The organism is Fusobacterium sp. JB019, from assembly GCA_030673965.1.
Classification (GTDB): Bacteria; Fusobacteriota; Fusobacteriia; order Fusobacteriales; family Fusobacteriaceae; genus Fusobacterium_B.
The window spans coordinates 16,460-31,650 of sequence record JAUTCN010000011.1 but is presented as its reverse complement, the minus strand read 5'-3'; the positions used below and the strand labels follow the sequence as shown (position 1 = coordinate 31,650).

Sequence of the window (15,191 nt, the reverse complement as noted above, 5' to 3'; positions counted from 1 at the left end):
ATAAAGAATTAAAAAAGCAGAGTTTAAATAAACTCTGCTTTTTTTAAATTTTAAGTTTAAAAAAACAATTTTATATCTTCTTCAACTGTTCCTATTCCCGCTATTTTAAAATTATTAACTAATACATTTACTACATTTGGTGATAAAAATGCTGGTAATGTTGGACCTAAATGAATATTCTTAACTCCTAAGTAAAGTAAAGCTAATAAAACTATTACAGCTTTTTGCTCATACCATGCAATATTATAAATTATTGGAAGTTTGTTTATATCATCTAATCCAAAAATTTCTTTTAATTTTAAAGCTATTACTGCTAAAGAATAAGAATCATTACATTGTCCTGCATCTAAAACTCTTGGTATCCCACCAATATCTCCTAAATCTAATTTATTGTATTTATACTTAGCACAACCGGCAGTTAAGATTACTGCATCTTTAGGTAATGCCTTTGCAAAATCTGTATAATAATTTCTTGATTTAGCCCTTCCATCACAGCCCGCCATTACAACAAACTTTTTAATAGCTCCACTATTAACAGCTTCTACTATTTTATCTCCTAATGCTAATACTTGATTATGAGCAAAACCTCCTATTATTTTTCCTGTTTCTATTTCTTTTGGAGGCAAAGAATTTTTAGCCATTTCTATAATTTCTGAAAAATCTTTGTCTTCTCCGATTTTTCCTGCAATATGTTTACATCCTGGGAATCCTGATGCTCCTGTTGTAAAAAGTTTATTTTTATATGATACATTTGGAGGAACTATACAATTTGTTGTCATAAGAATTGGTCCATTAAATGATTCGAATTCTTCTTTTTGCTTCCACCAAGCATTTCCATAATTTCCTGCAAAATTTTCATATTTTTTAAATTTTGGATAATAATGAGCTGGTAACATTTCTGAATGAGTGTAAACATCAATTCCTGTTCCTTTAGTTTGATCTAATAACATTTCTAAATCTTTTAAATCATGACCTGAAACAAGTATACCTGGATTTGATCTAACTCCAATATTAACTTCTGTTATTTCAGGGTTTCCATAAGCAGTTGTATTAGCAGAATCAAGTAACGCCATTCCATCTACTCCAAATTTTCCTGTTTCTAAAGTTAAGGCTATTAATTCCTCAATTGTTAAGCTATCATCTAATGTGTTTGCCAAAGCTTTTTGCATAAATTTATCTATTTCTTCACTATTCTTTTCCAAAACATTTGCATGTTTTAAATAAGCTGCTAATCCTTTAATACCATAAGTAATTAGCTCTCTCAAACTTCTAATATCTTCATCTTCAGTTGCTAATATACCTATTTCTTTATTTTTAATATCATATTCACTTCTTTTTATATTTACTAAAGAAGCTTTTGATAATTTTTCTTTATTTTCTAAATTTTCTAATAATTGATCTTTTAACTCTATAGTCTTTTCTATCTTATCTTTTATAGCTTCATCATCAAAATTTGCATTTGTTATTGTAGCAAACATATTCAAAGAAATCATATGATTCACTTCTCTTGAAACTTCTTTTCCTTCTTCTCTTATCTTTATCGCTACTTCTGATAAACCTTTTGTTACATAAACTAATAAATCTTGAAGCCACGATACTTCTGAAGTTTTTCCACAAACTCCTGACATTGTACACCCCTTATTCCCTGCAGTCTCCTGACATTGCCAACAAAACATTTTATTTTTCATTAATTTCATCCTCCTAATATATAGTTGCTTTCTTAAGTGATTCGATTAATTATATACTATTCTCTTCCTTTTTTATGTTGCCTATGCAACATAAAAAAAATCGTTAATCTTATTTTTGATTAACGATTTTAAATTATTTTATTAATTGGCGGGCATTACATAAGCCGGGTTTTGTTTTTGTTGATAATTTATCTACTCTTTCAATTGCTTAAAAGATCTAGCGACTTACCTCGAAAGATGGACGAGCAGCCCTTAACCTTTACTTCTTAGTCTTGCTCCAAAGGGGGTTTACCAAGCTTTTTCAGTCTCCTAAAAAACTGGTGGTCTCTTACACCACCTTTTCACCCTTACCTTACGGCGGTTTATTTTCTGTGGCACTTTCCTTAAAATTACTTTCAGTAGCCGTTAGCTACCCTCTTGCTCTATGGAGCCCGGACTTTCCTCTTGAATAAATTCAAGCAACCAACTGTAATACCCAAACCTTAATTATTTTATCACAAATTCATTTATTTGTCTGTAACTTTTTCTTCTTTTTTTGAAATATCTATCAATTTATTTATCCCAATTAACAAATTTTCAAAATAATCTTCATATTTTTTATCAAATATATAATCTTTATTATCAGTTAAAATTAAGTTTAAATCATGTTCTTTTTCTTCCATCCTTAAGTCTTCTGTAAATTTTAATTCTGAAGCTATTTTATCATTATTAATTTTTTGAACAATAACCATTATTGTTTTTTGAGGATTTTCTAATTGAATACTTTCTTCTCCATTAACTGTTTTTATATAGATAACCACATCTTTTTTATTTTCTATTTTTGTAACCAATTTTTCTATTCTTCTTTTCTCTTTTAACTTTAATAAATTTAATCCATCCTCTATTTTACCAAAGGATAATATGTTTACCATCAAAAATAAAACTACTAACCTGAACATTTTTTCTCCTTTTTTAATAAATTTTTAAAACTTCTTCATCATTATAAATATTTATTTTTAATTGCTCAATCCCTTTTAATTCTTTTGCTAATATTTCATAAAAAAATCTTTCGCTTTCATAATGACCTATGTCAATCATTATTAATCCTTCTTCCTTAGCATCCAAGGCTTCATGGTATTTTAAATCTCCTGTAATTAAAACTTCTGCTCCCATTGATTTAGCTTTTCTCCAATAATTACTTCCGCTTCCATTTACTATAGCTATTTTAGAAATTTTTTTTGTTTCTATAGTTTTTCCTGAAACAATTACATTTTCCAATGATAATAAAAATTTTAAATTTTCTATAAATTTTGTTAATTTAATTTTACTCTCCATTCTAAAATATCTTCCTATTCCTGAAATTTCTTCTCCATCTATTTTGGAGTCAATAATCTTCCCATCAGTAAGTTTTAATTTTTCAGCAAGTAAATCATTAAGTCCACCTAATGAAGCATCTAAATTAGTGTGTAATGTATACACACTGATGTTATTTGAAATAAGTTTTAATATTTTTCTTCCAACCAAAGAATCTGTATTAATTTTTTTTATTGATCCAAAAATAAAAGGATGATGGGAAATTATTAAATCTACTTTTTCTTCTATCGCTTTTTCAATAACTTTTTCTGTTATATCTAAAGAAATTTGAAGTTTTTTTATTTCTTGTTTTCTATCCCCAACTAATAAACCTACATTATCCCATTCTTCTGCATTTTTAACAGGAAACTTTTCTTCTAATAGTTTTATTATTTTTGATAGTCTCATAATAAAAACATCCCTCCATCAGCTGTTGACAATCTAATTAGTATTCCATAAAATTTTTCTTCACCCTTATCTTTTCCTAATTCTAATTCTTCTTCAATTTCATACATAGAAAATCTTTTACTTTTATTAAATCCAAAATATAAACTTAATATATTTATCTCTAAATCACTAACAGTAAAAGGAACATCTTCTATCATTAGCTCATCTAATTCATCTAATTTTTTATCTATCTCTTCATCAGTTAAATTTAATTCTTCTTTCTCTGTATTTTCTAAATAATATTTAAATTCAGCTTTTAATTGTAAAAATCTATCTTCAATATAAATTGAAATTTCTCTAGCTATCCATTTTCTTAAATATCCTTTTAAATCTCCTTTTTCTACAGAATAATTTTCTATTCCCTTTAAAAGTCCTATTATTCCCTCTTGTGTAAGCTCTAAATATTCTATACCTTTTCTACAAAAATATAAAGAGATTAATGCTATTTCAGAAATATTATCTAAAAGTAACTTTCCTTTATTTTCTTCATTCTTTTCTTTTAAAGCTTCTATTAATTCTTCCTTTGATAACGCTTCATTCAAACTTATATCTTCAAAATATTCTAAAACTTCACTATAGTCACTTGCTTTTAACTCTCCATCATAAGTTAAAGAATCATCTTCTCTTTCAAATTCAAATTTAAAATCAGAATTTTCAGTTATAAATTTATCAAAATTAAAATCATCCTTGTATTTTCTACTTACTAGTTTACTAAAATTTTCTATTAACATTTTTTCTCCTCTTTATTATTATCCAAAATAGGAGCTATTCGCTCCTATTTTTTAAAATCTTCTAATTTCTTTCTTCTGCTTGGATGTCTTAATTTTCTAAGAGCTTTAACTTCAATTTGTCTTATTCTTTCTCTAGTTACTTTAAAGATTTTCCCAACTTCTTCTAAAGTCTTTGGAGCCCCATCATCAAGTCCATATCTATATCTTAAAACCTGTTTTTCTCTACTGTTTAAACTATCTAAAACTTCATCTAATTGTTCTCTTAACAAAACTCTATTAGTTTCTTCGTACGGAGTTAACATTTTATTATCTTCAACAAAATCTCCTAATTCACTATCTTCTTCACTACCTACTGGAGTTTCAAGTGAAATTGGATCTTGATTCATTTCTTGTATAGCTTTAACTTTTTCTACTTCCATTCCTAACCTATTAGCTAAAACTTCAGCTGTTGCATCTCTTCCTGTTTCTTGCAAATATATTCTTGCTTCTTTTTTTATCTTATTTATAGTTTCAATCATATGAACTGGAATTCTTATTGTTCTTCCTTGGTCTGCTATAGCTCTAGTTATTGCTTGCCTTATCCACCAAGTTGCATATGTAGAAAATTTATATCCCTTAGTATATTCAAATTTTTCTACTGCTTTCATCAATCCTATATTTCCTTCTTGAATTAAATCAAGTAGTTTTAAACCTCTATTAGTATGCTTTTTAGCTATACTTACAACTAATCTTAAGTTTGCTTCTACTAGTTGTTTTACTGCATAGTCGTCCCCTTCATAAGCTCTCTTAGCATAATCAATCTCTTCTGCATGAGTTAATAATGGTATTTGTCCTATTTCTCTTAAGTACATTTTAATTGGTTCGTCTACTCCCATAGCAGTAGATAAACTTGCAATATATGCTTCATAAGAAGCTGCATCTTCCTTTGCATACTCTTCCATATCTTCTAATTCATTTGCACTTAAATCTTTAAATTCAGCATCTTCAAATTCTTTCATATCTGTTGTACTTTTTCTTGAACTTTTTTCTGCCTTTAAACTCTTTTCTTTTTTATCTTTTTTTTCTTTTTTAATAGCTTTTTTTAATCTCTCTTTTGTTTTTAAATCTTCCTCTTTGATTATTTCAATACCTTGATCTATCATCCCTTCTATCAAACGTTTTATATTTTCAAGAGATAATTCTTCTTTTAATTCTCTATTAATTTCTTCATAAGTAACTAGATTATCTTTCATAGCTTTACGGAGAAGAATTAAAACTTTCTCATTTTTTACAAGTTCTTTCAACTCTTTCATTTTAGTGAGCCTCCTCTATAATACATCATTCTCTATTAAAATTTTTTTAAATTTATCATATTCTGCTAAAAGATTTTCAAACTTCATATCTTCATATAAATTAGATTCTATCTTTTTCAATTTAGTTGTCATTATTATATTTTTTCTTATTTTTTGAGATTCTTTTATTTCTTTAACAAACCAAGATTTATATATTTCTTTTAAATTTTCTTCTAATTTTTCTTTATTTGAAAATTCTATAGAACGGCAATTAAACATAAAAATCTCTTCTTTTTCTTCCACAGTAATATCTGGAGACTTAAAAAATTCTCTTAAATCTTGAAAATTCATATCTTCCCCATTACTGCTTTTATCTTCTAAATAATAAAATAATTTTTTACATAAAGTAGACTCCACTTTTTTATCTTTAAAATATTTATAATATTCTACTTTAGCTAAAATTAATTCTATTGTAAGCTCCTCTAAATGACTTACTTTTTCTCGTTTACTTTGAACTCTTTTTGAAAAAATTTCTTCACTATTTTTCAATTCTACAAAATTATTCTTCTTTATCAACACTTCTTCTAATATTCTTTTATCAATATCTAAAATCTTAGACAACCTATCTAAATATAGATTTCTTTCTAAAACTGATTCAACATTTTTAAAAAATTCTTTAAACCTAGCTAAAAACTTTTCCTTTGACATTATATTTGACAAATCATACTCTTTGGAATATATCTCAAATAAAAAATCAAAAATTTCTAAGGAGTTTTTAACAGCCTTTAAAAATGCTTCTTTACCAAATTTATTTAGAAATTCATCAGGATCTTTGGCGTTATCTAATTTTAAGACTCTTATATTAAAACCTAAATTTTTTAATATAAATGCTGTCTTCTCTGTAGCCATTTGTCCTGCATTATCCATATCTAAGCATAGGATTACATTTTTAGTATATTTTTTTAAAAGCGTTCCTTGATCATAGGTAAAGGCTGTCCCTAATGAAGCTAATGCTACATCAAAGCCATAACTATGAGCTGAAAGGACATCCATATATCCTTCCATAAGTAATGCATAATTTTTCTTTTTTAATATATTTCCTCTGTTTTTTATCCCATATAAATTCTTACCTTTTTTAAATATAGGAGTATCTGAAGAATTTATATATTTAGGAACTTCTTTTTTATTTTCTAAACTCCTACCACCAAAAGCAATTATATCTCCTTTGATAGAATAAATTGGAAAAATTACTCTATTTCTAAAAGTATCATAAGTTCCTTTTTCTCCCTGCTTTCCTAGTCCTAAAGTTATTATATCTTTTTTATTATAGCCTTTTTTTATTAAAAAATCATAAAGGTTATCCCATGAGCTAGGAGCGTAACCTAACATATTATCTTTAATAATTTTAGGATTTACCCCTCTATTAGATAAATATTCTAAAGCAACTTGTCCTTCATTTTCAAATATTTTATCTTGATAAAATTCATGAGCACTTTTCATTATTTTATAATACTTTTCATTTTTTTCAACTCTATTTTTATTTCTAGAATAAACTCTTAAAGGAATATTATACTTCTTTGAAAGAGCCTCTACAGATTCTTCAAAAGATATTTTATAATACATAGAATAGAATTTTATTACATTTCCTCCCGCCCCACAAACAAAACATTTACATATTTTTTTAGCCGGACTTACTACAAAAGAAGGATTAGTATCTGGATGAAAAGGACATATTCCTTTATAATTAGCACCTGTTTTCTTTAAAGGTACTATATCTCCAATAACATCTTCTATTTTTAATTCCTCAATAAGTTTATCAATATCTTCCGAATAATATTTCATTAATTTAACTCCAACTTTATCTTAAATAAATCTTATTTTAAAATTTTTTTGCTGCTATTAAGTATATTACATTTTTTAAAAAAGCGCAATTTTTTTGCTTAAAAAAAGGATAGATATTACTATCCTTTTCTTTTGCTCTTTTATTTTAGCTTTTCTTTTAATGTTCCCATAGCTGTTTTAACTATATAATCTTCTTTGACTAAAGATTTAACATCATTATATTTAGCTTTCTTAAAAGGTGTTTCTTTTATTTTTTTGAATATATATATTTTCTCATTTATTTTTTTATATGAAACTTTATTTAATGGACTTTTATATATTTCTTTTACTAATTTTTCATTAAACTCTAATCCTGGTATATAACCTGCCTCATTTATACCTTTATATAAAGAATTTACTTTATATTTATCTTTTGGTAAATCTGTAAATTTAATATCTTCAGCTGATATTTTATTTACAGCTTCTTTAGCTGTTTTTAAATATTCTAATTGCGTAGCTTCTGAAATTTTTGGTTTTATTAATATATGACTTGCTCTTGCTGTACCTGCTTCATCATTTCTTTCAGCTATATAAATTATATGAGAACCAAAAATTGTGTTTACTACTTTTGGATATACCTCTCCGACTTTCCCTTTAAATACTGCGTCCGAGAACTCTTTTACCATAGTTTGTTTTGAAAAAGTTCCTAAATCTCCACCTCTTGGAGCACTTGGACCTTCTGATTTTTTCTTTGCAATTTCTGCAAAATTATCTTTATTTACTTCTTTTAATATCTTTTCTGCTTCAGCTTGAGTCGTTTCTTTATCTAATAAAGAAGGTTGTATGTCTAATTCAGCTATATATGAATTTACTGAAGCGTAAATGTCATAATTACTGCTATTTTCTTTAAAATAATTTCTTAAATCTTTTTCTGTATATGTTACATTCTCTTTTACTTTTTTGAATACATCTTTATATGCCTCTCTTACTTTTAAATCAAGAGGTAATTCATCTTCAATGTCAACTTTATATTCTTTTGCTAAATTAAGTAATTTTGCTTGAGTATTTAAATATTTTTCTGCCTTTTCTCTAGCTTGAACTTCCTTTTCTCCACTATTAATAAACCCTAAAAGAACTTTATCATATTCTACATTAGAAAACTTAACTCCAGATTTTTCTAACTGTAGCTTTTCAAAATTATCTTTAATTTGTTCTCTGATATCTGCAATCTTCATAGTTTGCTTCATCTCATAAACTGCTTTTAAATAATCTTCATTGCCCTTTTCTTTTAATAATGATTTTTCTATCTCAGATTCCACTTCTTTTAAACTCTTTCCTTGGAAAACTGTGTTTTTATTTTCATTATATATAGCTAAAATATCTTCTTTAGGTATTTTAGCATTACTTACATAATACTCTATTACTTTCATTGCCCTTAAACTTTTAGCTATTTCTTTTTTTAAAGAAGCTTTTGTATAACCTTGAGCTCTAAGCATTCTATTGAACTGATCTTTATCCTTAACACTATTTTCAACTTTAAAATATTCTTTATTTATTTCTTTTTTAGATATTTTAATCTTTAAATCATCTGCTAGTTGTTGCGTTAATTCCTCCTCAATAGTTTTATCTAATGCTAATATTTCATATACTTTTTCTTCAATTTTAACTCCATTACCTCTTGATATCATATATTTATTTCTAGCAATAGTATTCATACTTACTTTATTTCCGTTTAATTTAAAGGCATAATTTTTTGTCTTTGAATAATTCATTTGAGTCATTATATAAAGAGCCAATGATGAAACTACAAATGCTATTGTTATTATATAAGTTATCAACTTCATTTTTTTTCTAAATTTTCTTATAGCCATTAGTATCTCCTCTTTTTACTTGTCATCTAATTTATATTTTCTTATTTTTTCATATAAAGTTGTTCTACCTATTCCTAATATTTTAGCTGTCTCTTGTTTATTCCATCTTGTTCTTTGTAAAGCCATTGCAATAACTACTTTTTCAACTTCATCTAAACTGAAGATCTCTTTTTCTAGTATCTCTTTAAGAGGTCCTAATCCTGTTACAGTTTTATTTTCAACTGTATCTGATTTCATTTTTATTTCTAATGGTAAATTTTCTATTCCTATAATTTTATCATCAGATAATATTATCATTCTTTCTAACATATTTCTTAATTCTCTTATATTTCCAGGGAAAGAATACTCCATTAAATACTTCATTACTTCTCCTGAAAGAACTGGTATTGATTTATTTAAATCTTTAGCTATTCCATTTATAAAATAATTAGCTAATAAAGGTATATCTTCTTTTCTTTCTCTTAAAGGTGGTACTTCTACCTTAAATCCTGTTAATCTATGATATAAATCTTTTCTAAATTTACCCTTTTCAACTTCTTCTCTTAAATCTTTATCTGTAGAAACTATAAATCTCACATCTGTTCTTTTAGATCTAGTCCCTCCAACTTTTTTATATTCACCATATTCTATTACTCTTAATATTTTTGATTGAATTTTAGTTTCAATTCCTGCTATTTCATCTAAAAATAAAGTTCCGCCATCAAGCTCTTCTAAAACTCCTTTTTTTGATGAAATTGCTCCAGAAAAAGCTCCTCTATCATATCCAAAAAGTTCTCTTTCTAAATTTTCACTTGTCATAGTTCCACAATTTATAGTTATATAATCTTTTCTTCTTCTATCGCTTTTCTTATAAATTTCTCTAGCTACTAATGTTTTTCCTACACCTGCTTCACCTGTTATTAGTATAGGTAAATCTGTAGATGCCATTTTGTCTATTTTCCCCTTTACTTCTTTAATTTTAGAAGACTGTCCTACTATCTCTTTTTGTTCTTCTAATTCACTAACTTTTTCTTTTAATTTTTTATATTTTTTTATATTATCAACATTTTCAATAGCAGGCTTAATTAGCTTAACTATTTCTTCTCCTTTTACAGGTTTTAAGGCATAACTATAAATTTTAGCTTTGTTTAACTCTTCTAAAATCTCTTCTGTTTCTTCATCAATTAATCCTATTGTCACAAACTCTTTTCCTACACCATTTAACTTTTTCTTAGCATCTGCAAAATTAAACCAAGTTAAGTATTGATCTAATAAAACTATATCGAAATCACTTTCTCTCAACATATCTAAGCCATCTAATAAATTATTAAATGTTATAACTTCATAATACTTTAAAAGTTCTTTTCTTATTTCTTTCAATACTTCTTTTCTTTCTGATATCGCTAAAATCGACTTTTTCATATCGACCTCCTATTTTATTTATATTCTTATCTGTATTATAATAGATATTCTGTATTTTTTCAAGACTTTTATTTGAAAAATGTACTATTTTTATTATGATGCGTTCTAATTTCTTCTATTACCTTTTAAAAATATTTTTTACTTTCCCAAATTAAAAAAATCATTTGTTGTAACAAATATTATTAGAAGAAATAATATTATTATTCCTATTTTATGAATACTTTCTTCTTTTTCCTTATCTATTTTTATTCCAATTAATTCTAAAAGAACAAAAATTATTCTTCCACCATCTAAAGCTGGAAAAGGTAACAAATTAAATATCCCTATATTTATAGACAATATTGCCACTAACCACAACAAAGACGCCACCCCAGCTTGGCTTGCTTCTCCCACTATATTTATTATTCCAATAGGACCACTTATTTCCTTTTTATTTACTTCACCTTTAAATAACTTTTCAAATCCTATAAAAATTTGTTTAAATGTTTCTCCGAATCCTTCTAAAGCTAGTTTTGAAGTTTTTATAACTCCATTCTTTCTAATTGTATATTGTGGAATTATACCTAAATAATACTCCTTATTTTTATCATTTTTTTCTAATTTTATCTGAAGCTGTTTTTCTTCATTTTCTCTTATAATTAAAACATCTAAAACTTTATTTTTATCTTCAATATTATAAATAGTTTCCTTTATATCTGTCCATTTTTCTATTTTTTTATTATTTATTTCTAAAATCTTATCATTTACCTTCAGAGGGTTGCTATAATCTGATTTTCTTTCTAAAACTTTTCCTACAATTGGTTTATCATTTAAAATAACTTCCCCAGTAGAATAAAACATTCCAAATAAAATAAAATATGCTAGTAAAAAATTCATAAAAACCCCTGCAACTAAAACTATTAATCTCACAAAAGGATTTCTTTTATTAAAACCATTTTCAATATCATCGTCTTTTTCCATTCCTCTTATGTTAACATATCCTCCTATAGGAATAGCTCTAAAGGCATATTTTGTTTTATCACCACTATACGTATAAACCTCCGGTCCCATACCGATTGAAAACTCAGAAACTGGAATTTTAAAAATTTTAGCACTTAAAAAATGACCTAATTCATGTATTATTATTACTATCCCCAATACAATAAGAGAAATTATTATCTTCATTTAGCCTCCAAAAACTTCAGTTTTTACAACATGATATATATCCTTTGATATTTCTTCTATAGTTTTTAATTTATTTTCTTTTTCACATTTTATTTCTTTCCATTTTCTAACTTTTGATATTTCACACGCATTTATATAAGACTTTTCCATGTAAAACTCATCTTTTTCATGAATATCTTTTTCTTTTTCTCCAGTAATTTTATTATTTCTTTTAGCCATTAATTTTCTTGCAAACTTTAAAGGCATATTTATAAAAATAACTAAATCTGCTCGAGGAATACCAATTTTATTAAATTCTAAATCTTCTAACCACTGGATATAATCAGTTTTTAATTTTTTATTTTCTATTTTAGATCCTTGATGAATCATATTAGATTGAACATATCTATCCGTTATTATTATACCACCTTCTTTATAAAATTTTTCCCAATCTTTTTTAAAAGAAGCGTATCTGTCTATTGCAAACATTGTTGAAATAGGATAAGGATTCACATCTAGAGCTGTTTTCCCAAATTCTCCAGCTAAATACATTTTTACTGGTTCACAGGCAGGACTTTCATAATTTGGAAAAGTTAATTTCCTTACATTATATCCTTCTTCTTTTAATTTCTTATATAATTCTTGTGTTTGAGTTTCTTTTCCGCTTGAATCCGTTCCTTCTATAACTATAATTTTCCCCATGAATTAACCTCTTTATTTTCCAAATTTTTTATAAACCCATTCTCTTGTAATTGAGTCTATTCTTAAAATATTTTCTAAATTATCTATCTTTTCTACTATATGATTATCCATTGCTTCTTCTATTATATTATATATTTCCAAAAATTTAATTTTCTCATTTAAAAATAATTCAACTGCTACCTCATTTGCAGCATTTAAAACAGTAGGCATAGAACCTCCTATTTTCCCAGCCTTATAAGCTAAATCTAATCCTTTAAAAACTTCTCTATCTGGCTCTTCAAAAGTTAATTTTTTTATTTTTAATAAATCTAAAGATTTTAAAGCTGGACTTTCTTCTCTATCTGGATATGTAAAAGCTAATTGAATTGGAAGTTTCATATCTGTAACACCAAATTGTCCTATTATAGCTCCATCGTTAAATTCAACCATAGAATGAACTATACTTTCTGGATGAACCATTACTTTTATATTTTCATAATCTATTCCAAATAATTCATGTGCTTCAATAACTTCTAATCCCTTATTAACTAAAGTAGAAGAATCTATAGTTATTTTTCTTCCCATAGACCAATTTGGATGCTTCAATGCTTCAGATACTTTTATATTTTCTAAATTTTTCTTACTTTTTCCTCTAAAAGTTCCTCCGCTTGCAGTTATAATTATATTTTTTACATCCCTTTTTTTACCAGATAATAAAGATTGAAATATTGCTGAATGTTCACTATCAACAGGAATAATTTCCGCTTTAGAATATTTTTTTAATAATTTATTAATATAGCTTCCTCCAGCAACCATAGTTTCTTTATTCGCTAAAGCTATTCTCTTCTCTAACTTTATTGCTTCAACTGTTGCCTCTATCCCTATAGCTCCTGTAACTGCTACTAAAATAATATCAGTTTCTATTAACTGTCCTAATTTTTTCAATCCTTCTCTTCCTATAAATACCTTTAATTGAGGAAATTTTTTCTTTATTTCTTCATATCCCTCTTCAGTTCCAATAGAAACATATTTAGGAGAAAATTCTTCTATTTGCTTTATTAATAACTTATAATTTCCATGTCCACTCAAAGCTAATATTTTAAATTCTTCTTTTTTATTTCTAATAATCTCCAAAGCATTAGTTCCAATGCTACCTGTAGATCCTAATATAACTATTTTCTTCATAACTTCCTTCCTAATAGATAAATATTTTCAATAAATTATAAACAACAGGCAGAACAAATATCATACTATCAAACCTATCTAAAATTCCTCCATGTTCTCCTAATAATTTACCAGAATCTTTTATTTTAAATTCTCTTTTAAACATAGATTCTGCTAAATCTCCAATCTGAGCTACAATACTGATTATTAATCCTAACAATAATATTAGAAATATATTTCCCTTAATAATATTAAACTGATTATTTAATATTATTACTGCTATCATTGTAAATATTATTCCCCCAATAGCACCTTCTTTAGATTTTTTAGGACTAATTATTGAAAATCCTTCTTTAAAAAATTTTCTTCCAAAATTCATTCCTACAAAATAAGCAGCACTATCGCATACCCATACAGCAGCTTGAATCAATAAAATCAATTTTCCACCATTTAGCATTTTTCCTAACAACAATATATGACTAAATAGTATTGACACATAAAATATCCCTAAAATAGTTATCCCTATATCTCTACTAGTATTTTCTATTTCATTTTTTATTACTCTCAAAGCCATCAATAATATAAACAAAAAAACTAGTGGTAAAAATAATATTAAACTACTTTCTGAAGGGCTCAAAAAATAAATCAAATTTGGAATTGTAAGTCCTGTTAAAATTCCAATTTTTAAATATGGCTTATTTCCAAAATCTTCTGCCATTTTATAAAATTCATATAAACCAATTCCAATAATCCCATTTGTAAATACTAATAAAGGAAGTCCTCCCATATAAAAAATATATATTAGCAAAGGTATTCCTAATATTGCTACTAATATTCTATTTAGCATCTAATCTCCCTCCGAATCTTCTCTCTCTTTTATTAAAGTTCTCTATTGCCTTATCTAAGTCTTTTTCTGCAAAATCAGGCCAATAAATATTTGTTACGTATATTTCTGAATAAGCTAATTGCCACAATAAAAAATTAGATATTCTAAACTCCCCACTTGTCCTTATTAATAATTCTGGATCAGGAAACTGATGATATAAAAATTTATGAAAATTTTCTTCTGTTATTTTTTCTCCTAAAATAGTTGCTTTATTAAATGCATCTATAATCTCAGCTCTCCCTCCATAATTAAATGCAATATTTAAAGTCATCTCATAATCTTTCGATGTTACTTTTTCAAGTGAATCTATTGCTTTTAACAAAGAATCGCTCACTCCTTCTTTTCTTCCTGAAACTACAAATCTAATTTTATTTTTTAATAAAGTTTTTCTTTCTGAACTTATATATGCTTTAAATAATAACATTAACGCTTCCACTTCTTCTTTTGATCTCTTCCAATTTTCTGTTGAAAAAGCATACACTGTTAAATATTTAACTCCTATTTTTTTTGAATGTGTTACAATTTTTCTTAAAGTTTCTGCTCCTGCTTTATGTCCAAAAACTCTAGGTTTATTTTTTTCTTTAGCCCATCTACCATTTCCATCCATTATTATTGCTATATGTTTTGGGATTTCTGTTTTCTTTTCCAATATATCCCTCCTTCCAATCTATTAAATTCTATCATATATACCTTTTTTTTTCTATATTAAAAAGAGTTACTAAAATAATATTTTAGTAACTCTTTATTTTCTTATT

General features: G+C 26.1%; 13 protein-coding genes and 1 other RNA gene. All 14 read right to left on the bottom strand.

Translation table 11 applies throughout. From position 1 onward, the window contains the following. Positions 1-56 precede the first annotated feature (56 nt). The 14 genes from hcp to uppS all read right to left on the bottom strand — a co-directional run bounded on the left by hcp (position 57) and on the right by uppS (position 15,085). A complete protein-coding gene (hcp, locus tag Q7K47_07965) occupies positions 57-1,688 on the bottom strand; it encodes a hydroxylamine reductase (GenBank protein MDP0507134.1) in 1,632 nt (543 codons plus the stop codon). Between the two features lie 145 nt (positions 1,689-1,833). After that, positions 1,834-2,166: RNase P RNA component class A (gene rnpB, locus Q7K47_07960), an RNA gene on the bottom strand. Between the two features lie 28 nt (positions 2,167-2,194). Continuing rightward, positions 2,195-2,626, bottom strand: a complete 432-nt coding sequence (locus tag Q7K47_07955) for a hypothetical protein (protein MDP0507133.1) — start codon at positions 2,624-2,626, stop codon at positions 2,195-2,197. Positions 2,627-2,639: 13 nt separating this feature from the next. Further along, positions 2,640-3,428 (bottom strand): Nif3-like dinuclear metal center hexameric protein, encoded by a 789-nt coding sequence (locus Q7K47_07950; protein ID MDP0507132.1) that lies wholly within the window; start codon positions 3,426-3,428, stop codon positions 2,640-2,642. Then, positions 3,425-4,198, bottom strand: a complete 774-nt coding sequence (locus tag Q7K47_07945) for a sigma factor (protein MDP0507131.1) — start codon at positions 4,196-4,198, stop codon at positions 3,425-3,427. Before Q7K47_07945 ends, Q7K47_07950 begins: the two co-directional genes overlap by 4 nt. A 44-nt stretch (positions 4,199-4,242) precedes the next feature. Next, entirely contained in the window at positions 4,243-5,481 is a 1,239-nt protein-coding gene (gene rpoD, locus Q7K47_07940; GenBank protein MDP0507130.1) for an RNA polymerase sigma factor RpoD, read from the bottom strand. 24 nt (positions 5,482-5,505) lie between these two features. Then, complete coding sequence (gene dnaG / locus Q7K47_07935; GenBank protein MDP0507129.1) at positions 5,506-7,311, bottom strand: DNA primase; 1,806 nt, start codon at positions 7,309-7,311, stop codon at positions 5,506-5,508. 140 nt (positions 7,312-7,451) lie between these two features. Further along, on the bottom strand, positions 7,452-9,161 hold the full coding sequence (locus Q7K47_07930; GenBank protein ID MDP0507128.1) for a peptidylprolyl isomerase: 1,710 nt from the start codon (positions 9,159-9,161) through the stop codon (positions 7,452-7,454). A 15-nt stretch (positions 9,162-9,176) separates the two neighbouring features. Beyond that, the gene (locus tag Q7K47_07925; protein MDP0507127.1) at positions 9,177-10,562 is read right to left on the bottom strand and encodes a sigma-54 dependent transcriptional regulator; all 1,386 of its coding nucleotides are present in this window, start codon (positions 10,560-10,562) and stop codon (positions 9,177-9,179) included. A gap of 138 nt (positions 10,563-10,700) precedes the next feature. Beyond that, entirely contained in the window at positions 10,701-11,726 is a 1,026-nt protein-coding gene (locus tag Q7K47_07920; protein ID MDP0507126.1) for a M50 family metallopeptidase, read from the bottom strand. Continuing rightward, on the bottom strand, positions 11,727-12,407 hold the full coding sequence (locus Q7K47_07915) for a thymidylate kinase (protein MDP0507125.1): 681 nt from the start codon (positions 12,405-12,407) through the stop codon (positions 11,727-11,729). It lies immediately after the preceding gene. 12 nt (positions 12,408-12,419) lie between these two features. Continuing rightward, positions 12,420-13,571, bottom strand: a complete 1,152-nt coding sequence (locus Q7K47_07910; protein MDP0507124.1) for a 1-deoxy-D-xylulose-5-phosphate reductoisomerase — start codon at positions 13,569-13,571, stop codon at positions 12,420-12,422. Positions 13,572-13,581: 10 nt separating this feature from the next. Next, positions 13,582-14,397, bottom strand: a complete 816-nt coding sequence (locus tag Q7K47_07905; protein MDP0507123.1) for a phosphatidate cytidylyltransferase — start codon at positions 14,395-14,397, stop codon at positions 13,582-13,584. After that, complete coding sequence (gene uppS, locus Q7K47_07900; GenBank protein ID MDP0507122.1) at positions 14,387-15,085, bottom strand: polyprenyl diphosphate synthase; 699 nt, start codon at positions 15,083-15,085, stop codon at positions 14,387-14,389. The genes Q7K47_07905 and uppS overlap by 11 nt, the downstream gene beginning before the upstream one ends. Between the last annotated feature and the right edge of the window lie 106 nt (positions 15,086-15,191).

Bases quoted from the DNA above. Each gene is read 5' to 3' on its own strand.
- hcp (MDP0507134.1), bottom strand. From the start codon at position 1,688: ATGAAAAATAAAATGTTTTGTTGGCAATGTCAGGAGACTGCAGGGAAT.
- Q7K47_07955 (MDP0507133.1), bottom strand. From the start codon at position 2,626: ATGTTCAGGTTAGTAGTTTTATTTTTGATGGTAAACATATTATCCTTT.
- Q7K47_07950 (MDP0507132.1), bottom strand. From the start codon at position 3,428: ATGAGACTATCAAAAATAATAAAACTATTAGAAGAAAAGTTTCCTGTT.
- Q7K47_07945 (MDP0507131.1), bottom strand. From the start codon at position 4,198: ATGTTAATAGAAAATTTTAGTAAACTAGTAAGTAGAAAATACAAGGAT.
- dnaG (MDP0507129.1), bottom strand. From the start codon at position 7,311: ATGAAATATTATTCGGAAGATATTGATAAACTTATTGAGGAATTAAAA.
- Q7K47_07930 (MDP0507128.1), bottom strand. From the start codon at position 9,161: ATGGCTATAAGAAAATTTAGAAAAAAAATGAAGTTGATAACTTATATA.
- Q7K47_07925 (MDP0507127.1), bottom strand. From the start codon at position 10,562: ATGAAAAAGTCGATTTTAGCGATATCAGAAAGAAAAGAAGTATTGAAA.
- Q7K47_07920 (MDP0507126.1), bottom strand. From the start codon at position 11,726: ATGAAGATAATAATTTCTCTTATTGTATTGGGGATAGTAATAATAATA.
- Q7K47_07915 (MDP0507125.1), bottom strand. From the start codon at position 12,407: ATGGGGAAAATTATAGTTATAGAAGGAACGGATTCAAGCGGAAAAGAA.
- Q7K47_07910 (MDP0507124.1), bottom strand. From the start codon at position 13,571: ATGAAGAAAATAGTTATATTAGGATCTACAGGTAGCATTGGAACTAAT.
- Q7K47_07905 (MDP0507123.1), bottom strand. From the start codon at position 14,397: ATGCTAAATAGAATATTAGTAGCAATATTAGGAATACCTTTGCTAATA.